Raw genomic sequence first — 19,768 nt, 5'->3', positions numbered from 1 at the left:
AGGAGGCCGCCGCCGAGATAGGAGAATACCTCGCCGGCGGCAGGAAGAAGTTCGATGTCCAGTACCTGCAGGAGGGAACGTCTTTCCGCCTTGATGTCTGGCGCGCTCTCTCGGAGATACCTTACGGGAAGACCGTGACGTACGCGGAACTGGCCGAAGCATCCGGGCATCCCGGGGCGGCCCGTGCCGCAGGCTCGGCATGCGCTGCGAACAGGATCCCGATCATCGTGCCGTGCCACCGCGTGGTGCCGTCTGACGGCGGGGTCGGAAGCTACCTCGGCGGAGCGAGCTGAAATCCCGCCTGCTGGCCATCGAGAAGGAGCAGTCGTGAACCAAGAGGAGGTCGATGCGTTCCTCGAGGCGAACGCCGACCCGGCCTACCGCAGGTTCAACGAGAGGATCATACCCGGAGCGGGCCCGATGGCAGGGGTGCGCATGCCCCTGCTGCGGAAGTTCGCCGGGAGGATGATGAAGGGCGACTGGCGTTCGTTCCTGGAGCTCGAACCCCATTATTACGAGCAGAAGGTCCTGAAGGCCCTGGTCATCGCGGAGGCAGAGATGGATGCGCAGGAGAGGATCCGCCTGACCGAGGAGTTCTCCCGCAGCATATCGGACTGGGGAACGTGCGACACCCTCTGCGGCTCGTGGAAGATCGACTCGAAACAATCCGCTGACATGCTTTGGGACATGTCCGTGAGGATGCTCGGGACAGGCAGCGAGTTCATGATGCGCGTCGGAACGGTCATGATGCTGTTCCATTTCATCGATGATGAGCACATCGGAGAGGTGGTGGAGCGGATGCGCCGGATCTCCAGCCCCGGATACTACTGCAGCATGGGCGCCGGCTGGTGCCTCTCATTCTGCTATATCGCTTACCCGGAGATGACCGAAGAAGCATTGAGATCGGGATGCGCCGACCCTGAGGTCCTGAGGCTGGCCGTTAAGAAGATCTGCGAGTCGCGCGCCGTCTCCCCCGCGGACAAGGCCCGCATCAGGGAAGAATTCGCACCGACGCGTTCCGGGAACAGGCCCGGGAAGCGCTGAGGCGGTCAGGGGTCGGAGATCCTGACGATCTCCTGCATTATGAGCGCCGCGTTCTCTGCGCCTACGCGCGGGCCGTTCCTTGGGAGGAACATCCAATCGCGCTGCTGGCACTCTTCTTTCAGGTCGGGGCTGGTGACAGCGATGACCCTGCCTTCCGGCAGGCAGTTGCTCGCCATAATCATCTCCATCATGTGTTTGGGCACGCAGACGATGACGCGGTCGAAGAGCGTGGAGGTGTAATCGATCTTGCCCAGGAAGTCCTTCTCCTTCTGCACCCTCTCGTAATCCTCGGGCTTCGACATGACCTCGGACACGGGATACTTCATCACCGTGTAGTCGGCCGGCACATACCCGAAATGGCTCGTGACGATCCCGAAGGACACTTCGCAGAGCTTGCTCCCGTCGCGCTTCTTGGCAAGGTCCAGCCTCGCGACCAGGTTCTTGACCTCCTGGGCGCGGCCTCCGAAGAGCTCGAAGGCGCTGCAGATCCCGTCCTTCAGCATCACGGTCGAATCGTTGGTTATCACGAGAACGAGGGTTGGGGCCTTCGGATACGCCTTGTCCCTCATTCAGAGCTTCCCCCCGGAAGCGGTAGGCGATGTTGCAGTTCCCTTCGGCGGACACCATGCAGGGACCCATCGGCGAGGTGGGCTTGCATGCCTTCCCGAACATGGGGCACTGCTCTGAATCGATCAGGCCGCGGAGGACCTGGCCGCAGTTGCATCCCTTGGGCTCCTCGTCAACCTGCGGGGTCTTGGCAAGGATGTCCTCCCACACCTTGGTGGCATCGTATTTGGCGAACTTGGGCTTCAGGGCCATCCCGGACTTGGGTATGACCGGGAACCCGCGCCATTTGCGGTCGACCGGTACGAAAGTGTCGTCCATGATCTTGCGGGCCTTCACGTTGCCCTCGGGCTTCACCAGCCTAGTGTACTCGTTCTCGATCTCCGCCCTGCCCTCCTTCAGCTGGCGGCAGAGCATGTAACAGGACATCAGCATGTCAAGCGGCTCGAACCCGCAGACCACCTGGGGCACTCCGTATTTCGTTGAGAAGTACTCGAACGCCTTGGTCCCGGTGACCACGGCGACATGGCCGGGCATGACCAGGCCGTCGATCTTCGACTCGCCCATGTTCAGTATGGTCTCGACGCAGGGTGCGGTGTAGCGGTGGCAGCTGTAGATCGTGAAGTTCTCCGGGACATCCCCTTTCTGCAGGGGGACGCCGGTGGAGGGCGCGGTGGTCTCGAACCCGACGCCGACGAAGACGAAGGGCTTCTTGGGCTCCCTCCTCGCCATGGCGACGGCGTCCTCGACGGAATAGACGATCCTCACGTCGCAGCCGTCCGCACGGGCGTCGAACAGGGAGCCAATGGTGGTCGGGACCCTCATCATGTCCCCGAACGCGGTGACGGTGATGCCGTTCCTGGCCAGCGTGATGGCGTCGGCGATCTCCTGGCTGGTGGTCACGCACACCGGGCAGCCCGGCCCCTGGTGGACCTCCACCCCAGCCTCATCCATCATGGACTTGAGGCCGAAGCGGACGATGGTGTCCTGGTGGGTCCCGCAGATGTGCATGAACCTGCCCTTCACGCCTAGCTCCTTCGTCTTCTCGACGATCTTCCTGGCCGTCGCTGCGTCCCTGTAATTGAACATCGGTTTTCCTCCTCTTCCAGATCGACATCGAGGCTCTTGATGCGGCAGGCCATGCCCTGCACGACCTCGACCCCGCCGCCGCAGACCGGGCAGCTCAGGACGGGGATGTTGTGCTCGTAGGTGTCCTCCCCCATGTCGATCTCCTTGCACGGCCCCTCGAACCCGCAGGCCGGGTCCTTGCACCTGACGACGATCTTCTCAGGCTCGAAAATTATCTTGGAGCCCTTCAGGATGTTGTTCTCGGTGAGGACCCCCCAGGCGAACTCCATCTGCTCGTAGCCCAGCTCGGTGAGGTCGCCCACGACCATGGTCACCGAGTTGACCTTCTTGACCTTGTGCTTCCCCAGCTCCTCCAGGACGGCGTCGACGATGTTCGCGATGACTGTGGCCTCGTGCATTCTTATGCGGATGGCGGATTGGATTAAAAACGATAACGCACGCGCGTGCGCATCTGTCCGCGCCGCGGAGCCAGGATGATGCATGGCGGGGGCCGCGATCCCGGCCCGTCACGGCCGCCTGCCGCCCTGCTTCCCCTGTCCTGAGCCGAACTCGCACAGGTCGCGGACCATGCACCTTTCGCAGTGCGGATGGTTCGGCAGGCAGACCACCTGGCCGTGGCGGACGAAGTACCTGTTGATGTCCGCCCACCTCTCCTTCGGGGTGATCCCCATGAGGGCGTACTCGGTCTCCTCCGGCGTCTTGGTGTGCACCAGGCCCATCAGGTTGGAAATCCTGTGCACATGGGTGTCCACGCACACCGCCGGGATGCCCATGGCGTAGCTTTGGACGCAGGCGGCCGTCTTCCTCCCGACCATCGGCAGGGAGCACAGCTCCTCGGTGGACTCCGGCACCTTCCCGCCGTACCTGCTGCGGATCTCCCTGCAGCACTCCACGATCGCCTTCGACTTCTGGTTGGGGAACCCTGCCGGGCGGATGAGCGCAGCGACGTCGCCCGGGTCGGCGGAAGCGACATCGTCAAGCGTAGGGTATTTCGAGAACAGGGCGTCGGAGGCCTTCCTCGTGTTGTCGTCCTTGGTCCTCTGGGACAGTATGGTGGCGATGAGCACGTGGAACGGGTCCGGAGGCCATTCGGGATTGAGCCCCTCGGAGTTCCTCCCGGGATAGGCGCCCCCGGTGTAGACCTCGGCCATGCGGTCGAGGGTAGTCACAACTGCATTTTCCTGCATCTCAGGAACGCCTCCGCCATCCGGAACGAGCCGGTGATAAGGATCGGGACACCCTCCCCGGCGATCTCCTCCGCCCTTGCAACTGCCTCCTCCACAGTGGGCCTCATCTCGGCCGCCGGGAAGACCTTTTTGACAATGTGCCAGGTGTCCTCCGCGGGCCTTGCGCGGGGGCCCTCAGGCTGCGTCGCCACGATGGCCGACGAGAACGACGCTATGTCGGCCGCGATGTCCGGAGCGTCCTTGTCCTTCAGGATCCCGAACACGGTGACGACCCTGCCGTAGATCTCCGACACATCCCTGGCGAGCCCGTCGGCGCCGGCGCGCGTGTGGGTGACGTCGATGATGTACCTGCCCCTGCGCTCCAGGCGGCACGGCCAGCGGGCGGACGCCATGCCCTCCGAAACATGCGGCTCTATCCTCTCCCGGTATCTGGGCAGGAGCTTCAGGGCCTCAAGTGCCAGGCAGGCGTTCCTGGCCTCGTTCCTCCCCGGGATCGAGACAAAGCAATCCTTCCCTTCATAGGAGAACTCCGGCCCTTTCTCCGTGCTCTTGGTCACGCGGATCTCCTCCGGATCGACGGCCGTCAGGGGAGCGTGCATCTCCTCCGCCCTCTTCCTGATCACGCCGAGGGCAGGCTCCGGATTGATGGTGACGCAGGGCACGCCCTCCTTTATTATGCCGGCCTTCTCGAGGCGATCTTCTCTATGGTGTCCCCGAGATACTCGGTGTGCTCCAGACTGATGTTGCTTATGACCGAGACCAAGGGAGTGACGACGTTGGTGGCGTCGAACCTGCCGCCCATCCCCACCTCGAACACGGCGATATCGACCTTCTCATCGCGGAAATGCATCATGGCCATGGCCGTGGTGACCTCGAAGAACGTGCACTGCCGGCCGCTCTCCGCCATGTCGTCGCATTCGTGCTTCAGGCGGCCGCACAGGCGCGCCTCCCTGTCCTCGGAGATGGGCTCGCCGTTCACGGCGATCCTCTCCCGGAAATCCAGCACCTCCGGGGAGGTGTAGAGGCCGACGCGGAACCCGGACTTCTCCAGCACCGAGGCGATGATCTCGCATGTCGAGCCCTTGCCGTCCGATCCGGCCACGTGGATGCATGGATAGGTCCTCTGCGGATTGCCGAGCTTCCTCAGCAGCTCCGTTATGTTCTCCAGGCCCAGCTTTATGCCGTGCATCTGCAGCCCGGCCAGCCACTTCAGGTCGAGCTCCTTCCTCTCCTCCGGAGTCATGAATCTCATCGCGCCGCCTCATCCGTCCAGGTCTTTCCTCAGCTGCGACACCAGCTGGCTGAACGTTATGCCGCGCTTCTTGCAGATGCGCCTGACGGCGTCCATGGTGCCGGACCCGTACTGGGCGGCCTTCTTGGGGCGGTCGGCCAGGAACGGCAGGCCGAGGTCGCGGGCGGCGGCGGAGAGGAGCATCTTTCTCTCCCCCTCGGCCGTCGGCAGTATCTCGCTGTCCGGGGCGCTTCTCATGAACGCCACCAGGTCCCTGTCGAGGTACGGGTACAGTATCTCCTTCCCGAACCCCTGCGCCATCCTCGCCTCGGCGGGGCGGGTCTCCCTGAAGAGCCTCCCCATGTCCGCGGCCATCTCCTCGCGCATGGCGGCGGCCCCTTTGCCGGCGTACTTGCTGTATCCGCCGAACTGCTCGTCGGACCCCTGCCCTCCGGCGACGAAACCCTCGCCGCATGACCTGAGGACGCAGAACAGGGGGAGCTCGAAGGAGAGCATCATGGGGGAATCGCTGCCCGTCAGGCGCATGACCTCCCTCAGGATGTCCGGGATGTCAGATTCGCGTACGGCGATCTCCGAGAGCTCCGCGCCGATCTGCGGGGCGATCTCGCGGGCGGCCGCGATGTCGTGCGACCCTTCGGTACCGGCGGTGTACAGGCGGACGGAGGAGGCATGCCTGACCGCCAGGGCGGCGACGATGCCGGAGTCTATGCCGCCGGAGAAGGCCACGGCGACATCGCGGCCCTCGAAGAGCCTGGCGGCCGAAGCGTCGAGGAGTTCCGCAGTGCGCTTGGATAATTCGCTCATCACCCAGGTAATCGGCCTGTCGCCTTTATAGTTGGTTATGCGTTTAGTGATACTAAATAAACATATTCGTATCCTGTTAGTATGCATAAATGCAACTTTTATTAAGCCGCAAAAAGATGGCGTAGCATGGAAGGTGTTACGCGCATCGGCGTTTCCCTGGAGCCGGACCTCCTGGCGGAGTTCGACAAGATCATCGCGAAGAAGGATATGTCAGCAGGTCCGAGGCCATCCGCGACCTGGTAAGGGATTCCCTCGCAGAGACCGATTGGAAGAACGAGAACGAGCTCGTCTGCGGGGTCATCACCATGGTGTACGACCATGAGGTCACCGGGCTCACCGAGAAGCTCACCGAGCTGGAGCACGGCGCGAACCAAAACATCTACACCACCATACACATGCATCTGAACCCCGAGATCTGCATGGAGATCATAGCGGTCGAGGGGAAGCTCGGGGACCTCAAGCACCTGAGCGACGATATCGGGTCCATCAAAGGCGTGCAGAGGTGCAAGCTCACGATGGCCTCCAAGACCACCGGCCACATGCATTACATCGGCCTCAGGAAGGACTGACCGGCCGGCGCATACCCTGCCGGGCCGGTCCGAGAGGCCGTCCGGGATTTTCAATTGTACCCTATGACCGCCGTGGCCGTCGACGGGTCGTCCCCGACGCCGAGGACCTCCCTCACAATGCGGTCCGCCGGAGGAGATGGGTACATGGCCACCGGGTCGGAGGCGCCGTCGCCTCCGCCGATGACCGTGAGGTGCTGGGGGACGAGGACCACTTTTATCTCGCCTCCCATCGCCGTCGGGGACATCCAGAAGTCGTCCGACAGCCATACCAGGTCTTCCCTGCCTTCGTACCTCGGCCTCTCGGAGATGGGTATCTGCTGACCGACGATGTTCCCGTCTGGATCCTCCATCTGAACTGATACGTAGGGGATGGGGTCGAATTCGCCCCTGAAGACGGCGAAGATGTGGCTGCCCCTGTCCATGCATTCGGTCAGGGCGCGGTTGTCGAGGGGCATGCCGGACGACGTCTTGGACTCGGCCTCCTCGCCGAAGACCCGCTCGAGGTCCTCCCTGTCCGGGACAAGGCATTTGATCATGTTGGGCAGGGCGCGGAGCTCTGCGAGGACCGTTTCCTCGTTCATGAGGAGGGAATAGCGAAGTGCCTGTATTTTTCGGTGACCGGGAACAGGCCGATGACCGTGCTCACGAAACCTGAATCGGGGTCCCCGCCCGAGACCTCTTTGAGGATGTGGTCCGCGGTGAGCGCCGGCAGATAGGCTGTGCAGCGGAACCCGTCCTCCTCCAGAAGATCGACCTTCTGCGGCATGATCGATATCCGCGGCTCGCTCTTCAGCATCACATCGGGGTACATCACGAAATCGTCGTCCACCCACATCGGGTTCTCGTGCAGGTAGACTGGGTTCGACCTGCAGGCGTCATGCCCGCATACGTTCCCGTACTCGTCCTCCATCGCCATCCTGAACGGCCCCGGGTTGGTTATGAAGCCGTCCGAGAGCACGCAGATCTGCACCTCGGCATCGCGGCAGGCCTCCATCCCGCGGTTGACGTACAGCATGCCACCTGTCGCGCGTATCCTGCCTTCCTCGGCCTCGATGCGCAGCCTTAGGTCCATGGTCATGACGAACGCTTCCCTTACTCCCGGGAGGCGCCTGATCCGTTCTAATATGGATGTTACATCCATCCATAATGGGAACCATGATTCCGATTATAAAGCAAACTGTTGATGGATTCGGCAAATATGCTTCCGAGGTGCTCTGTTCCGCCATTGCTGGTTTTATTTTAAATTTATAATAATAATCGCACATCATAAATACGGACCCTTCTGTCGGGGGTCCGATGAAGAAGCTGATCATCACCGAGAAGGCAGACGCGGCACGCAGGATAGCCTCGATTCTCTCGGACGGCACCCAGAAATCCGCTTCGGCCGGAGGGGTCACTTCCCTGACCTTCACCGCCGGCGGCGACGACTACAACGTCGTGTCCCTCCGCGGGCACATCATGGAGCTAGACTACCCCGAGCAGTACTCCGATTGGAGGGCCACTTCCCCGGTGGACCTCGTCAGCGCGCCTCAGGTCAAGACCGTGCGCGTGAAATCCATCCTCAGCAAGATCGTCGAACTGTCCGCCGGGGCGGACGAGATCATCATCGCGACCGACTACGACCGCGAAGGAGAGCTCATCGGCATGGAGACCGTCAAGGCCGCCGCGCGATATGAGCAAGGTCAGGCGCGCCAAGTTCAGCGCCCTGACCAAGGGGGAGATCACGCAGGCGTTCTCGAACCTGGTGGACCCCGACGCCAAGCTCGCTGACGCGGCCGAGGCGAGGCAGATCGTCGACCTGTCCTGGGGAGCGGTCCTCACCCGCCTCATCTCCCTCTCCGCGGGGCAGGTAGGGAAGAACTTCATGTCCGTCGGCCGCGTCCAGAGCCCGACGCTCAAGCTCCTCGTCGACAGGAACGAGGAGATCGAGAACTTCGTCCCCCAGCCCTACTGGGAGATCAACGGGCGCTTCGGCATGCTGGCCTTCAAGGGGCAGCATGAGAAGGGCAAGATCTTCGACAAGGACGAGGCCGACGCCATCTTCGCCAAGGCGAGCGCGGCCAAGGAGGCGACCGTCTCGAGCTACGAGAAAGGGCTCAAGGACGAGTACAGGCCCCCTCCGTTCGACACCACCATGATGCAGGTCGAGGCCAACAAGATCGGCATCCCGCCCTCTGCGGCCATGAAGCTCGCCGAGGACCTCTACACCGGCGGTTACATATCCTATCCCCGTACCGAGAACACCGAGTACCCCAGGACCCTCGGCCTCAGGGGCGTCCTCGAGAGGCTGAAGGAATCGGACGATTTCAAGGAGGAAGCGTCCGAGATCCTCGCGCAGGAGAAGATCTCCCCGTCCCGCGGAAAGAGGAGGACCACGGACCATCCGCCTATCTACCCGACAGCGGCCGCCTCCTCCAAGAAGATGAAGGGGGACAAGTGGAAGCTCTACGAGCTGATCGTCAGGCGCTTCCTCGCGACCCTGGCGCCCAACGCGCAGGCAGAGGTCACCAAGCTGAAGCTCGACGTCGGAGGGGAGCCGTTCGTGGCCGAGGGGTACGTGCAGAAGGAGAAGGGCTGGAAGAAGTACTACGGGAAGTACCTCAGGGCCGCCGAGTCCAGGGTCCCCGAGCTCGCTGTGGGCGACACCGTGGACGTCAGGGGCATAACCAACGACGAGTCCCAGACCAAGCCCCCGTACAGGTACAACCAGGGTTCGCTCATCCAGGAGATGGACCGCCTGCAGCTCGGCACCAAGTCCACCCGCCACGACATCATCGGGAAGCTGTTCTCCAGGAACTACGTCCAGGGTAACTACCTGGTGCCCACCGCCTCCGGGATCGCCCTCACCAAGGCTCTGGAGCGCCACGGAGGAGGCATCACCGAGCCCGAGATGACCGCCAAGCTCGAGAGGGACATGATCTCCATCGCCAGCGGCGAGAGGGAGCTCGGGGATGTCGTCTCCGAGTCCCAGAACATGCTCCACGGGGTGGCGGTGAAGATCGAGTCCGAGTCCGAGGCCATCGGGGACGAGATAAAGGCCGCCCTGAAGAAGCAGCAGTTCGTCGGCATCTGCCCGTCCTGCGGCAACAGCATGACCGTCAAGAAGTCGAAGAACGGGAACTTCATAGGCTGCAACGGGTACCCCGAGTGCAAGAGGGCCTATCCGCTCCCCAAGGGCGCGATGATCCAGATGACCGATTCGGTCTGCCCGGTGTGCGGCCTGGCGCAGATCAAGGTGATAAGGAGGGGCATGCCCCCCTCCCTCCAGTGCATCGACCCGAAATGCCCCTCCAACACGGAGAAGAACAACCTGGGTCTCTGCCCCACCTGCAAGAAGGGCACCATAAGGATCACCTACTCCCGCGCCGGCAAGAGGTTCGCGGGATGCTCCGAGTGGCCGAACTGCACACAGACCTACCCGCTGAGGCCCAGGGGGACCATAACCCCCACCGGCGAGGCCTGCCCCGAGTGCGGAGCGCCCATCATCCAGATGGGGAACGTGAAAGAGTGCATCAACATGGACTGCCCCACCCGCAAGAAGAAGCGCGCCTCGTCCAAGGACAAGGATGAGAGCGAGGCCGCGGACGGCAAGGTGGGGAAGGTCATCACCGTCGTCCTCCCGGACAAGAAGAAGAGGGTCCGGAAGTCCCCCACGGCGAAGGGCTCCGCGTCCGCCAAGAAGACCCAGGCGCGCAGGTCCAAGAAGTCCGAGAGCCCCGCGCTCGAGGACACCGGTGAAGAGTGACCGGCCCGGCGGCCGTCGGCCGCCCCCGGTCATCCGATTATGCTTCTCGCGAGCTCGAGCTCGGCAGGCGTGTTGACGTTCACCGCGAGCTCGCGCCAATCGGTCAGGAGGCAGTGCTCCCTGAGGTACCTGCCCTCGAGCGTGCCCTTCCTGTCCATCACCGAGAGGCCGGACACCACCCATTCCTTCCCGTCTATCTCCCTGGTGTACGACGGGGTTATGCCCATCCTGCGGACCAGGCCGGCATCCACCATCACGATCATGGACTCCATCTCCGGGCGGAAGGCCCTCAGAGCCTCCTCGACGGCGATGTCGGTTATCAGGGGCATGTCGGAAGGGCAGGTCATGACGTAATCCCCGTCAAGAACGCTGAAGGCGTCATGCAGGTCCATCATGAAGTCCTCGCCGGAGGTCCTGATGGTCTCTATCCCCATGCCGTTCAGGTAGCGTTCGGTCTCGGGAGTGTTGTGGCTCACCGACACCACCACGCGGGAGATGCCGTCCGCCGACAGCATGGCGCTCACCGCCCTCCACACCACCGGCGCGCCGCCGATGGGCTGCATGGGCTTCTCGATCCCCATCGGGCCCATGCGGGTGCCCTTGCCGCCGGCGTGATGAGCGCTTCCATTCAGAACCACAGCCCGGCTATGATGCAGAAGGCCGTCAGCACGGCCGCGCGGCAGATCTCGTTCGATGCCCCGAGGATATCGCCGTTCACGAACCCGAAGACCCGGTTGGCGTTGCGCGCCATGATCCAGCCCGAGACGGACGATATGATAAGTGCCAGCACGGCGAAGTACGCGACCAGCTGGCCTTCTTTGTGCCATCCAAGGTTGCCTGCGATGATGATGTAGGCCAGCCACACGAGGATGAAAAGAACGGCCGAGAGGATCAGGGAACGCACAGCGGAGGATTTGTTCGTGAACCCCACCTGGCGGGAGGCCATGCCGTTCCCGGGCTCCCCCCAGGCCGCCGCGAACACCTGGGCGTTCTTGGCGGCGGTCTCGGCGATCATGACGGCCGGGAAGATGAGCCAGTATATCGAGAGCCCGCAGTAGCAGGCGAAGGATATCAGGCATACGGTTATGGCCGTCCCGATGCCTCCGGCGCCGACCAGGGTGTCCTTGAGGGCGCGTATGTGGTCCTCGCGCTTACCAGAAGAAACAACCATCCCGTCCCCGAAGTCGGTCAGCCCGTCGAAGTGCAGGAACTTGGAGAACAGGAACGGAGTGACGAGCACGAACACCGCCGCGACCGTCGAGGAGACCCCGCATTCGATGAGGAGCAACACGATGAACCCGGCGACAAGGCCGTTGAGCAGGCCGATGACCGGCGCCAGCCAGAACCTGCGCTCCATAGACTCGAACTCCGTCTGCCCGACATCGAGGCGGATGATGGTGAAGAACGAGATCATCGCCTTCAGGGCGGCGGCGATGCCTCCCTTTCCTGATTCAGCGCTGCCGTCGCTCATCGGAGAACCCCGTCATGTAACCGACGACCCCGCCCACCAGCCCGTAGGCGGCGACCTCGGCGTATTCTTTGATCATAGTGTCTTTGAGAGGGCGCATCCTCATCAGATCGATGGTGGAATCGCCTCCCCTGTCCTCAGATATCTTCCCTGCCAGGAATATCCCCCAGGTCCCGTCCGAGAGGACCTCTACCGGATAATCCGGGTCCTGCCCGCACAGGAGCCCCTTGTCGGATGCAGAGCCGGCCGACAGGATGCCCCATACCACGGCGCATATGTCCGGGTCCGAGGCCATGGCCTCCGCGGTCTCCTCGAACTTCCCGCGGACCCCTTCATCGAGGCCGAGGGCGGAAGCACAGTCCCAGAGCATGCCGGGAGTGACCTTGTGGCGGGAGAGCATCCTGAGGGCGTTCTCCGGCTCCGGAGATTCCCCGCGCTTGCGCAGGCACTCCGCGACGGCCTTCCTCACCCCCCTGGCCACGGATATGCCGATGTCGGTGCCCGTGCCGGCGAAGCCGAACCTCCTCGCCGAGACAGGGGAGATGACGGCCATCGCATCGGAGGTGGTGCCGGTCTCCCTGTACCCGAGGTCGCGCATCGCCAGGGCCTTGGCCTCCACGATCGGGATGAAGAGGTTCGCCTTGCCGGCGGTATCGAGGGGCACGGACGAGACCGCCACGATGTTGATGGTGCCGGCCAGCCTCCGCGAGATCTCCTCCGACCTGGCCTTCCTCTCCTCCCAGCGGTCCAGCTCCTGCCCGGCCTCCACCGCGTTGGTGGCCCCGGCCGTGGCGGCCACGAACGAGCTCGCGTCGCCGAAGCTGTCCTCCGAGACGGAGAACACGTGCTTCACCTCGGCAGCCGTCATGAACCCCACGGAGTCCTCCGGCAGGGAATGCCTGCGCCTGACGGCCTCCAGGTCGGCCAGGTAATCCACGCTGTCATAGTCGTGGGGGACCTGCATGATGAACACCGTATCGGTGAGGGCCTCCCCTCCGTTCATGGGGGCGCTGCTGAGCACCTCCATCTTCTCTGTGAGGCGGATGACGGCGGTGGCATTCCCGCCGCCCTCGTCGATCACCTCGCAACCGCGCACATACTTCATTTCAGAACACCCCTAGCAGATCGAGGATGAAGTCCTCTGCGAAAACCTGCACATGCACGCCCAGCAGCGCCGACAGGGAGAACACCGCTATGACAGCGAAGAGCAGGGACGTGACCTCTATCAGGCGGCAGCATCTGGATATATCGTCTACCGACGGAAGGGGGCCCTCGCCCATGACGTAGACCCCTTCCTTCTCGAACGAGATCCCCAGGGCGGCGGCAGCGGCCGTCATCGGCCATCCGCTGTTGGGGCTGGGCGTCTTCCTGTGCTCGCGGACGGCGGCCCTCACCGCAGACTTCCTGCCCTTTAGCCGCATGAGCCAGGCGGCCAGCTGCTCGAAGAACGGGGCGAGCCTGGAGGGGATGAACCCCAGGACGTCGTCGAGCCTCGCCGGGAAATGGCCCAGGACATAGTATTTCTCGTTCACGTGGCCCCACATGGCATCCATCATATTGGAGCACCTGAAAGCGATGGCCCCGGGGAGCCCCAGGAGGCCGTAGTAGAAGAGGGGGGACACCACGCTGTCCACGAGGTTCTCGGACACCGTCTCGCAGCACGACGAGGCGATGTGCGCCTCGTCCATGCCCCTGGTCCTGCGGTTGACCATCATCTGGGTCTTGTCGGCTGCATCGTCCAGGCGGCCCTCCCTGAGGTCGTCCTGTATCGGAGAGCAGAACCTCCTGAACGCGAAGAGCGCGAAGGTTACCTTGAGGAACAGCCCGGAGACGATGATCCACAGGACCTCCCCCAGGTCTCCCTCGATCCCGAAGATGCTGAACTCCATCACGCCCTCCAGGCCCCTGCGGAGGACTGCCGTGATAGTCAGCGCCGCGCCGCCGAAGATCAGGAGGATGATGACATATCCCAGGAACCCGTAGAGGACGCACATCTTGGACTTCCGGTCATGTATCCTGCGGTCCATGGCGTCCAGCAGGTTCCCCATCCACCTCAGGGGATGGTACTTGTTCGGGACGTCGCCGATGTAGCGGTCGATCAGCAGCGCGGCGACAGCGATCAGTATACCGTCGGCCCACAGTTCCATTCAAAGGCCTTCCGTTTCCTTCATCACGGCTTCCGCCGCCTCGATGAAGCGGCCGTCGCGCTCGCTGTCCTTGGCGCAGTACCTCACGTATCCGGCGAACCTGCCGCCGAAGGAAGCGCAGTCCCTGATCATGATCCCATGGCGGAGCATCTTCTCCTGCAGGCCGCGGCCGTCGCGGGCGGCGGTCCCGACAGGCGCGAACCTGAAGAACGAGTCGGTATGCACGCACGGGAAGCCTATGCCGGACAGCTCGCGTTCCATGCGCTCGGACTCCCTGCGGAGCTCGCAGGCCGCCGACCTCACATAATCCAGCCTTCCCGCCAGATAGACGGCGGCCGCCTGCTCGGCGACGCCGAGGTTCCACGGGAGCTGGACCTTGGCCATCTGCTCCGCGATCTCGGGCGAGGATATGCAGAACCCGATCCTCAATCCGGGGACCGCGAAGCTCTTGGTATAGGAATCGGCGATGACGAGGTTATCGTACCTGCCGATGCGCGGGATCATGGTCCTAGTGCCGTCGGGGTCCGAGAGGGCGAGCAGGGTCTCGTCGAGGAACACCAGGGTGCCCAGGTCCGAAGCCTCTGAGATGGTGCGCTCCAGCTTGGCCCTGTCCTCGATGACCCCGGTGGGGTTGTTGGGGTTGCAGATGTAGACCGCCTTATAGGGCTCCTCCCTGAGCCTGGCGGAGAGGGCCACCTCATCTATTCTGAAGCCGTTCTCCGGCTCCAGCTCCATGTAGGACACCTCGGCGCCCGCGATGCGGCACTGCTGGGCGTACTCGGCGAAGGACGGATGCATGAGAAGGACCCTGTCGCCTTTCGCGCAGAAGACGTTCGGGAAGTCCCTGATGATCTCCGAGGACCCGGCGCCCATGGAGATGCATTCGGCAGGGACGCCGTACGCCTCTGCGAGGGCGCGGCGGGGCTCGGCGTTCGAAGCGTCGGGATAGTGGCCCATCTGGGACATGGCGCCGACTATCGCATCAGCAAGTTCCGGGGGAGGACCGAACGGGTTCAGGTTCTGACTGTAGTCCTCCACGCCGGCATAGCGCCATCCCTGGCCCCCGTGAACGGTCGCGGGGAGGTCCGCTATCTCCTTCCTCGGCTCGAACCTCATCTTATCTGCCCGCATATAGGCGGGTACGATAATAATATGTCGGACATCCCATCCATTCGACCCCGCCCGGTTTCCGCCGGAATGGAAATGTGCCAGCATCCGCAGGATGCGGAATCCGTCGGACAGAACGGCTTGGATTGAGCATCCCATAAGAACAATATTTAAATAAAGTGAAAAGGAAGGCGCAATCCGTCCATCGCTGCCCCGGGATCCGCCTTCCGATACCGATAATAGTCCGTTGGAGCATGTGCTGAGCATGACGATACTCTCCGACAGAGATATCCTGCACTGCATGAAGACCGGCCGCATCGGCATCTCCGATTACAGCGAGAAGAGCCTGACCCCCAACGGCTACGACCTCCGCGTCGCGGAGATCTCGGTCAACGGCAGCATCGTGAAGGAAGGGACCGTCAGGATCCCCCCGAAGACCATGTTCTTCGTATCCACCGTTGAGAGGGTTAAGATGGCCGACGATATCTGCGGCAACCTCTGGCTGAGGACCACCTGGATCAGGAAGGGCACGGTGGCCGCCTTCGGTATGGTCGATGCAGGGTTCGAAGGCACCCTGACCCTCGGATCCTACAACACCTCGGACAGCGAGCTCGAGATCCCCATCGGGGAGCGCTACTGCCAGCTGGTCTTCCAGACGATGAGCTCCCCTTCTGAGAAGAGCTACGAGAAGCGCTCGGGGCATTACCAGGGCCAGACCGGGGTCACGCTCACTCCGAAGAATCAGCAGCCTCAGGCATGATGTCGAAGACGTACACGCTCATGGTTGGCGAGTACGTCTTCAGCTCCTGAACGCGGACGATCCTCATCCCCAGGCCCTCGGAGGCCATCCGGGATACGAGGTCCCGCTCGAAATCCTCCAACGCGGAGCGCTCCATCACCCGGTGCATGTGGATCGTACCGGACGGCTTCGCGGCACGGAGAGCGGAGTCCAGGAACCGGTCGGCCATCTGCGGGAGGTTCATGATTATGCGGTCCGCCTTCGGCAGGCCCTTTATGACCTGCGTCGAGTCCCCGATGATGGCCTCCATGCAGGTTATCCCGTTCATGCGGATGTTCTCGCGCATGAACCTCTCGCATTCTGGGTTCAGGTCGATGGAATATATCTTCGCGGGATGCGCATGGCGCGCGATCACGGTGCCGAAAGGCGCCACTCCCGCGAACATGTCGATGATGACCTCGCCGTCCCTTACGAGCGAGGCGACCCTTGCCCTCTCGGTGGCCAGGCGGGGGTTGAAGTAGACCTTGGACGGGTCGGTCATCATCCTGGTGCCGCACTCGCGGTGGACCGTCTCGGAAGTGCCTTCGCCGGCGATCTTCTCGAGGTCGCGGATCCTGAACTCGCCCTTGACACCCCCGTCGAGGAACACCGCCCGAACCCCATGCTCCGTTTTGAGCAAGGCCTCCCCGATGCCCGCCTTGTAAGGAAGCAATTCATCGGGAAGCTTCATAATCGCGATGTCGCCGACGACATCGAACGAGGACGGCAGGAGATCCCTGAGACCCTCGGGGACCCCGGAGAGGTTCCGGTAATCGGTCTCGCCGTGCTCCTGGACCTCGAGGTCGGCCTCCTCGGCCTCATAGCCGCCGAAGGAATCGGCCAGCACCGGGATGAGGATGAAGTCCCCGTCACGGCGGATCCTGTGGTCCAGGTCCAGGAGGCCCTGCTCCATAAGGGCCTCCCTCAGAGGCTCGGCGCCCTTCTTCGGGACACGAATGCACCTGGCCATCATTCATCGTCCTTGATGATCTCTTTGGGAGCTCCGGCGAAGTCCACCAGGGCCTCCGCTTCCATGAAATGGAGCTCGCCCGGCAGGACGAGGGTCTGCAGGGGAGACCCGAGGTCCATCTTCAGGAGGTCCTTCGGGTAGCCGGCGGAAACCTTCTGGTCCGGCGCTCCCGCATGGGAGACCACGCAGAGGAGGGTCTTGTCGTCTATGAGTCCCTCACCCCACTTCTCCTCCCCGGCCAGGAGCCACTCGATGGCGTCCTTGGCGGTCATGTAGCGCAGCTCCTCGGCGCGGATGTCCAGGAGGATCATGGTGTGGAGACCGCGCTTCTTGTTCTCCATGATGTGGTCGTAGGGGGACTTGGGCTGCCACCCTTCTCGAGGAACGGCAGGGTGACCGCCCTCCCGAACTTGTAGGCTGGAGGCCGAAGCATGTAGGGCAGGCGCTGAAGATCGAGACCCCGTTGAACACCTTCACGGGGATGTTCTCGTACTTCGCCTGGATCATGAGGTCCACGTGGGTGGTCGCGAGCATCGTGTCGCCGGCGGTCACGAAGGCGGTCCTGCACTCTTTGGCGCTGTCGATGATCCTGTGGCCCTCCTCGACCTCGGAACGGTAGACGATCTCGATCTTCTTCCCCAGGGCCTTCTCGAGATCTTCCGCGGAGGCGCCGATGAGATTGGAGGTGTAGAACTCCGCGAATATCCTGTCGCATTCCTTCAGAGCGTTGAACGCCTTCACGGTCATGCCGTCCACGCCGCTCAGGCCGAGACCTACGAAATCGAGCTCGGGTGTCATAATCGTGACATGTAACTTTCACATCTATAAATAAAGGGAAGAAAGGGACGGCGGATGCAGGCCGGCACGGTCCGGACCGGGCCGTGCCTGGGTGCCCGGATACCGTCACATCCTCGGGCGCACGTATGCAACGGCCGCCACGGCGGCGGATATCAATGTCCCGGCGAAGACGGCGAGGATGGCGGCTGCGGACTCCGATGAATCCCCGTCCGCGGGCTCCCCGCCGCCCCATACGGCGTACAGGACCATGTCGGAGGTCGGGGTCACGAACTGGCCGTCGGTGTACACGACGGAGCCGTCGGCGGTGAGGGCCCACCCTTCGAAGGTGAATCCTTCGCGCTGGAAGGTGTTGGGCCTGAGGATACGCCCTACTCCTTCGGCGAAGCTCTGGTTGGCCATCTCGCCCTCTCCGCCGTTCGCGTTGAAGACGATGATGTAATCCGGCTCCGCCCATACCGCGTACAGGATGACGGTCTCGCCCTGCTGGGAAGCGACATCGGTCACCATTTCCTCGTCGGTGTACACGACTGAACCGTCGGCGGTGAGAGACCATCCGGCGAACACACCGTCGCTTTTGTCGAAAGCGCACGGTTTCAGAGGGGTGTTGATCCCGTAGAGGACGGTCTGGGCCTCCATGCTCCCGGTGCCGCCGTTGGCATCGAATGCCAGATAGTAGATGTTCCGAGTCCAGTCCGCGGAGACGCTTATGTCCTGCGCAGGCATGACGGCCGGTTTGCCGATCCAACCCACGAACCCGTACCCGGCACGGACAGGGGTCTCCAGGTCGGTCGCGTCACCGGCATGGAACTGCACCTCGTACGAGGAATCGTCGGTCAGGACCACGGTCATCGTGAACAGGTCCTGGTTCACGGTGATCCCCGAGCCCCATGAGGAGGTGTCCAGGACCGTGTTCACCCTGAGCCCCTCGGCCCCGCTGAACGCGTCGGAGTAGACGTTCAGCCTGGAGGAGAGGATATCGAGGCGCAGGCCCGAGGTGCCGCTGAAAGCTATGCTCCTTATCTCGGTGACCGATGCCGGGACGGTCACTTCGGTGAGGGACGTGCATCCCTCGAAGCATCTGACAGGGATCCTGGCAAGCGAGTCCCCCAGGTCGATGCCTGTCATGCTGGCACATCCAGAGAAGGCGCCGTTGCCGATGCTGCTGACAGAGGAGTTCAGGATTATCGAGACAGCGGATGCGCATTCTGCGAAGGAATAGCTCGGAACGGAGGCGAGCGTGCTTGCATCGATGGTCTTCAGCGATGCCGAGGACGGCATTCTGAACGCATACCCCTCGATGGAGTCCACGCCGGACGGGATGGCATAGGAGTCCGCATCCTTCCCCGCAGGGTAGGCGATCAGCGTTGTTCCGTCCGAATCGAACAGCACTCCGTCCGCGACAGTGAACGCTGAGCTGTCTGACTCAAAACCGGTCACGGACGAGCATCCTCCGAACGCCTGGCTGCCCAGCGCTGTAAGGGTGGACGGAAGCGTCACGGACGCTATGCCCGTGCATCCGTAGAACGCTCTGTCGCGGATATTGGCGACCCCGCCGCCCAGAGTCAGATCCGTTATCCCGGTGCATCCGTAGAACGCCTCCGCGCCCACGATTCTCACTGTACCAGGGACGAACACAGCGCTCAGGGAAACGCATCCGCTGAAGGCGTCGGGGCCGAGGTATTCCAGTCCCGACGGGAGCTGGGCATCCAACGCCGAGCATCCGCTGAACGACTCGCTGCCGATCTGAGTGACGGTCTCTGGGATACTGAATTCAAGGGCGGTGCATCCTCTGAACGCGGCATCGCTGATGATCGTGATGTTCCCCAGGCTCACGGACCTGAGGGAGGTGCATCCGTCGAAGCATTGGATCGGGACCAGGGCCACCGTCGACGGGAAGGTTACAGTTTCCAGGGCGGTGCAGTTCCTGAAGATCCCGGCCGGGAGGTACTGAACCTCGGATTCGATGGCCGCGCTCGTGACCGCGGAGGCCTTCTCTCCGAGGACCCCCTCGGCTATGGAGCTGACAGTGAAGGTATTCCCGCCGCATTCCGCCGTCGCTGGGAACGTGACGGCGCCGCCTTCCCCTATGTAGGTGGTTATCTCGGCGGTGCCGCTGTCCGTGTTGAGGGTATAGGTGAAATCCCCGATGTCACAGCTCGTTGCATCATCCGCATCCGCGGCCGGGGCGGCCAAGGCCGCCGCCAGCGCTGCCAATGCAATTACGGCCGCGATCGCATACCTCATCT

24 protein-coding genes and 1 pseudogene are annotated in these 19,768 nt (G+C 63.0%); 7 read left to right on the top strand and 18 right to left on the bottom strand.

The features are described from left to right. Both AUQ37_RS00520 and AUQ37_RS00515 read left to right on the top strand, forming a co-directional pair. Positions 1–293, top strand: a 293-nt coding sequence (locus AUQ37_RS00520) for a methylated-DNA--[protein]-cysteine S-methyltransferase (protein WP_201013591.1), incomplete at its 5' end; no start/stop codon positions are given. Between the two features lie 34 nt (positions 294–327). Next, complete coding sequence (locus AUQ37_RS00515) at positions 328–1,044, top strand: DNA alkylation repair protein (RefSeq protein WP_058746963.1); 717 nt, start codon at positions 328–330, stop codon at positions 1,042–1,044. 5 nt (positions 1,045–1,049) lie between these two features. Here AUQ37_RS00515 and AUQ37_RS00510 read toward each other — a convergent pair whose 3' ends face one another. From AUQ37_RS00510 to AUQ37_RS00475, 7 genes and pseudogenes are all read right to left on the bottom strand, one after another. Then, the gene (locus tag AUQ37_RS00510) at positions 1,050–1,613 is read right to left on the bottom strand and encodes a hypothetical protein (RefSeq protein ID WP_058746962.1); all 564 of its coding nucleotides are present in this window, start codon (positions 1,611–1,613) and stop codon (positions 1,050–1,052) included. Positions 1,614–1,686: 73 nt separating this feature from the next. Then, a pseudogene (gene hypD, locus AUQ37_RS09245) lies at positions 1,687–2,619 on the bottom strand (hydrogenase formation protein HypD); the annotation flags it as partial. A 17-nt stretch (positions 2,620–2,636) separates the two neighbouring features. Then, on the bottom strand, positions 2,637–3,095 hold the full coding sequence (locus tag AUQ37_RS00495) for a hydrogenase maturation nickel metallochaperone HypA (protein WP_201013590.1): 459 nt from the start codon (positions 3,093–3,095) through the stop codon (positions 2,637–2,639). 108 nt (positions 3,096–3,203) lie between these two features. Beyond that, a complete protein-coding gene (gene nth, locus AUQ37_RS00490) occupies positions 3,204–3,884 on the bottom strand; it encodes an endonuclease III (protein ID WP_058746959.1) in 681 nt (226 codons plus the stop codon). Then, positions 3,863–4,546, bottom strand: a complete 684-nt coding sequence (locus AUQ37_RS10370) for a glutamate ligase domain-containing protein (RefSeq protein WP_058746958.1) — start codon at positions 4,544–4,546, stop codon at positions 3,863–3,865. Before AUQ37_RS10370 ends, nth begins: the two co-directional genes overlap by 22 nt. A gap of 11 nt (positions 4,547–4,557) precedes the next feature. Next, on the bottom strand, positions 4,558–5,136 hold the full coding sequence (locus AUQ37_RS10365) for a folylpolyglutamate synthase/dihydrofolate synthase family protein (RefSeq protein WP_058746957.1): 579 nt from the start codon (positions 5,134–5,136) through the stop codon (positions 4,558–4,560). A 9-nt stretch (positions 5,137–5,145) separates the two neighbouring features. Continuing rightward, complete coding sequence (locus tag AUQ37_RS00475) at positions 5,146–5,940, bottom strand: asparagine synthase C-terminal domain-containing protein (RefSeq protein WP_058746956.1); 795 nt, start codon at positions 5,938–5,940, stop codon at positions 5,146–5,148. Positions 5,941–6,066: 126 nt separating this feature from the next. Between AUQ37_RS00475 and AUQ37_RS13275 the strand changes: the two genes are divergently transcribed. Together AUQ37_RS13275 and AUQ37_RS00470 are read left to right on the top strand one after the other, a co-directional pair. Continuing rightward, positions 6,067–6,183: a CopG family ribbon-helix-helix protein gene (locus AUQ37_RS13275; RefSeq protein WP_394325613.1), complete on the top strand. Its 117-nt coding sequence runs from the start codon at positions 6,067–6,069 to the stop codon at positions 6,181–6,183. Further along, positions 6,168–6,509 (top strand): nickel-responsive transcriptional regulator NikR, encoded by a 342-nt coding sequence (locus AUQ37_RS00470; protein ID WP_320408835.1) that lies wholly within the window; start codon positions 6,168–6,170, stop codon positions 6,507–6,509. Before AUQ37_RS13275 ends, AUQ37_RS00470 begins: the two co-directional genes overlap by 16 nt. 50 nt (positions 6,510–6,559) lie before the next feature. On the opposite strand, the gene AUQ37_RS00465 is transcribed toward AUQ37_RS00470, so the two are convergent. Together AUQ37_RS00465 and AUQ37_RS00460 are read right to left on the bottom strand one after the other, a co-directional pair. Further along, positions 6,560–7,090, bottom strand: a complete 531-nt coding sequence (locus tag AUQ37_RS00465; protein ID WP_058746955.1) for a hypothetical protein — start codon at positions 7,088–7,090, stop codon at positions 6,560–6,562. Then, positions 7,087–7,650, bottom strand: coding sequence for a hypothetical protein (locus tag AUQ37_RS00460; RefSeq protein WP_058746954.1), 564 nt, complete (start codon positions 7,648–7,650; stop codon positions 7,087–7,089). Before AUQ37_RS00460 ends, AUQ37_RS00465 begins: the two co-directional genes overlap by 4 nt. 155 nt (positions 7,651–7,805) lie before the next feature. On the opposite strand from AUQ37_RS00460, the gene AUQ37_RS10360 reads away from it, so the two are divergent. Next, entirely contained in the window at positions 7,806–8,279 is a 474-nt protein-coding gene (locus AUQ37_RS10360; protein WP_201013589.1) for a toprim domain-containing protein, read from the top strand. After that, on the top strand, positions 8,182–10,254 hold the full coding sequence (locus AUQ37_RS00455) for a DNA topoisomerase I (RefSeq protein ID WP_201013588.1): 2,073 nt from the start codon (positions 8,182–8,184) through the stop codon (positions 10,252–10,254). Before AUQ37_RS10360 ends, AUQ37_RS00455 begins: the two co-directional genes overlap by 98 nt. A 29-nt stretch (positions 10,255–10,283) precedes the next feature. Here AUQ37_RS00455 and AUQ37_RS00450 read toward each other — a convergent pair whose 3' ends face one another. Genes AUQ37_RS00450 through AUQ37_RS00430 form a run of 5 tightly spaced genes read right to left on the bottom strand, consistent with a single transcriptional unit; the run spans position 10,284 to position 14,985 of the window. Further along, positions 10,284–10,844, bottom strand: coding sequence for an NTP transferase domain-containing protein (locus AUQ37_RS00450; RefSeq protein ID WP_058746953.1), 561 nt, complete (start codon positions 10,842–10,844; stop codon positions 10,284–10,286). 38 nt (positions 10,845–10,882) lie between these two features. After that, complete coding sequence (cobS, locus tag AUQ37_RS00445; RefSeq protein WP_058746952.1) at positions 10,883–11,725, bottom strand: adenosylcobinamide-GDP ribazoletransferase; 843 nt, start codon at positions 11,723–11,725, stop codon at positions 10,883–10,885. After that, positions 11,706–12,827, bottom strand: a complete 1,122-nt coding sequence (gene cbiS, locus AUQ37_RS00440) for a bifunctional adenosylcobinamide hydrolase/alpha-ribazole phosphatase CbiS (RefSeq protein ID WP_058746951.1) — start codon at positions 12,825–12,827, stop codon at positions 11,706–11,708. The genes cobS and cbiS overlap by 20 nt, the downstream gene beginning before the upstream one ends. A 1-nt stretch (position 12,828) precedes the next feature. Next, positions 12,829–13,869, bottom strand: a complete 1,041-nt coding sequence (gene cbiB / locus AUQ37_RS00435; protein ID WP_058746950.1) for an adenosylcobinamide-phosphate synthase CbiB — start codon at positions 13,867–13,869, stop codon at positions 12,829–12,831. Continuing rightward, positions 13,870–14,985, bottom strand: coding sequence for a histidinol-phosphate transaminase (locus AUQ37_RS00430; RefSeq protein WP_058746949.1), 1,116 nt, complete (start codon positions 14,983–14,985; stop codon positions 13,870–13,872). Between the two features lie 256 nt (positions 14,986–15,241). Here AUQ37_RS00430 and dcd point away from each other — a divergent pair, with 256 nt between their 5' ends. Continuing rightward, a complete protein-coding gene (dcd, locus tag AUQ37_RS00425) occupies positions 15,242–15,736 on the top strand; it encodes a dCTP deaminase (RefSeq protein WP_058746948.1) in 495 nt (164 codons plus the stop codon). Here the strand turns inward: dcd and AUQ37_RS00420 are convergent. The 4 genes from AUQ37_RS00420 to AUQ37_RS00410 all read right to left on the bottom strand — a co-directional run bounded on the left by AUQ37_RS00420 (position 15,705) and on the right by AUQ37_RS00410 (position 19,766). Continuing rightward, positions 15,705–16,724 carry a class I SAM-dependent methyltransferase family protein gene (locus AUQ37_RS00420; protein ID WP_058746968.1) on the bottom strand — a complete coding sequence of 340 codons (1,020 nt, stop codon included), beginning with the start codon at positions 16,722–16,724 and terminating at the stop codon, positions 15,705–15,707. The genes dcd and AUQ37_RS00420 overlap by 32 nt on opposite strands. Beyond that, positions 16,724–16,996: a hypothetical protein gene (locus AUQ37_RS11660; RefSeq protein WP_235584753.1), complete on the bottom strand. Its 273-nt coding sequence runs from the start codon at positions 16,994–16,996 to the stop codon at positions 16,724–16,726. Before AUQ37_RS11660 ends, AUQ37_RS00420 begins: the two co-directional genes overlap by 1 nt. Further along, entirely contained in the window at positions 16,941–17,522 is a 582-nt protein-coding gene (gene dph5 / locus AUQ37_RS00415) for a diphthine synthase (protein WP_235584752.1), read from the bottom strand. Before dph5 ends, AUQ37_RS11660 begins: the two co-directional genes overlap by 56 nt. A gap of 105 nt (positions 17,523–17,627) precedes the next feature. Continuing rightward, entirely contained in the window at positions 17,628–19,766 is a 2,139-nt protein-coding gene (locus AUQ37_RS00410; RefSeq protein ID WP_058746947.1) for a leucine-rich repeat protein, read from the bottom strand. Positions 19,767–19,768: the final 2 nt, after the last annotated feature.

This window comes from Candidatus Methanomethylophilus sp. 1R26 (genome assembly GCF_001481295.1).
Classification (GTDB): Archaea; Thermoplasmatota; Thermoplasmata; order Methanomassiliicoccales; family Methanomethylophilaceae; genus Methanomethylophilus.
This window is presented reverse-complemented; position numbering and strand designations above follow the sequence as displayed.

Excerpts from the sequence above, each read along its gene's own strand:
- cbiS (WP_058746951.1), bottom strand. The coding sequence starts at position 12,827 with ATGAAGTATGTGCGCGGTTGCGAGGTGATCGACGAGGGCGGCGGGAAT.
- AUQ37_RS00410 (WP_058746947.1), bottom strand. The coding sequence starts at position 19,766 with ATGAGGTATGCGATCGCGGCCGTAATTGCATTGGCAGCGCTGGCGGCG.
- AUQ37_RS00510 (WP_058746962.1), bottom strand. The coding sequence starts at position 1,613 with ATGAGGGACAAGGCGTATCCGAAGGCCCCAACCCTCGTTCTCGTGATA.
- AUQ37_RS00430 (WP_058746949.1), bottom strand. The coding sequence starts at position 14,985 with ATGAGGTTCGAGCCGAGGAAGGAGATAGCGGACCTCCCCGCGACCGTT.
- AUQ37_RS13275 (WP_394325613.1), top strand. The coding sequence starts at position 6,067 with ATGGAAGGTGTTACGCGCATCGGCGTTTCCCTGGAGCCGGACCTCCTG.
- AUQ37_RS00455 (WP_201013588.1), top strand. The coding sequence starts at position 8,182 with ATGAGCAAGGTCAGGCGCGCCAAGTTCAGCGCCCTGACCAAGGGGGAG.
- AUQ37_RS00465 (WP_058746955.1), bottom strand. The coding sequence starts at position 7,090 with ATGAACGAGGAAACGGTCCTCGCAGAGCTCCGCGCCCTGCCCAACATG.
- AUQ37_RS11660 (WP_235584753.1), bottom strand. The coding sequence starts at position 16,996 with ATGACCGCCAAGGACGCCATCGAGTGGCTCCTGGCCGGGGAGGAGAAG.
- AUQ37_RS10360 (WP_201013589.1), top strand. The coding sequence starts at position 7,806 with ATGAAGAAGCTGATCATCACCGAGAAGGCAGACGCGGCACGCAGGATA.
- cobS (WP_058746952.1), bottom strand. The coding sequence starts at position 11,725 with ATGAGCGACGGCAGCGCTGAATCAGGAAAGGGAGGCATCGCCGCCGCC.
- AUQ37_RS10365 (WP_058746957.1), bottom strand. The coding sequence starts at position 5,136 with ATGAGATTCATGACTCCGGAGGAGAGGAAGGAGCTCGACCTGAAGTGG.
- AUQ37_RS00450 (WP_058746953.1), bottom strand. The coding sequence starts at position 10,844 with ATGGGCCCGATGGGGATCGAGAAGCCCATGCAGCCCATCGGCGGCGCG.
- AUQ37_RS00475 (WP_058746956.1), bottom strand. The coding sequence starts at position 5,940 with ATGAGCGAATTATCCAAGCGCACTGCGGAACTCCTCGACGCTTCGGCC.
- AUQ37_RS00495 (WP_201013590.1), bottom strand. The coding sequence starts at position 3,095 with ATGCACGAGGCCACAGTCATCGCGAACATCGTCGACGCCGTCCTGGAG.
- AUQ37_RS00460 (WP_058746954.1), bottom strand. The coding sequence starts at position 7,650 with ATGGATGTAACATCCATATTAGAACGGATCAGGCGCCTCCCGGGAGTA.
- AUQ37_RS00420 (WP_058746968.1), bottom strand. The coding sequence starts at position 16,724 with ATGGCCAGGTGCATTCGTGTCCCGAAGAAGGGCGCCGAGCCTCTGAGG.
- nth (WP_058746959.1), bottom strand. The coding sequence starts at position 3,884 with ATGCAGGAAAATGCAGTTGTGACTACCCTCGACCGCATGGCCGAGGTC.
- dcd (WP_058746948.1), top strand. The coding sequence starts at position 15,242 with ATGACGATACTCTCCGACAGAGATATCCTGCACTGCATGAAGACCGGC.
- cbiB (WP_058746950.1), bottom strand. The coding sequence starts at position 13,869 with ATGGAACTGTGGGCCGACGGTATACTGATCGCTGTCGCCGCGCTGCTG.
- dph5 (WP_235584752.1), bottom strand. The coding sequence starts at position 17,522 with ATGACACCCGAGCTCGATTTCGTAGGTCTCGGCCTGAGCGGCGTGGAC.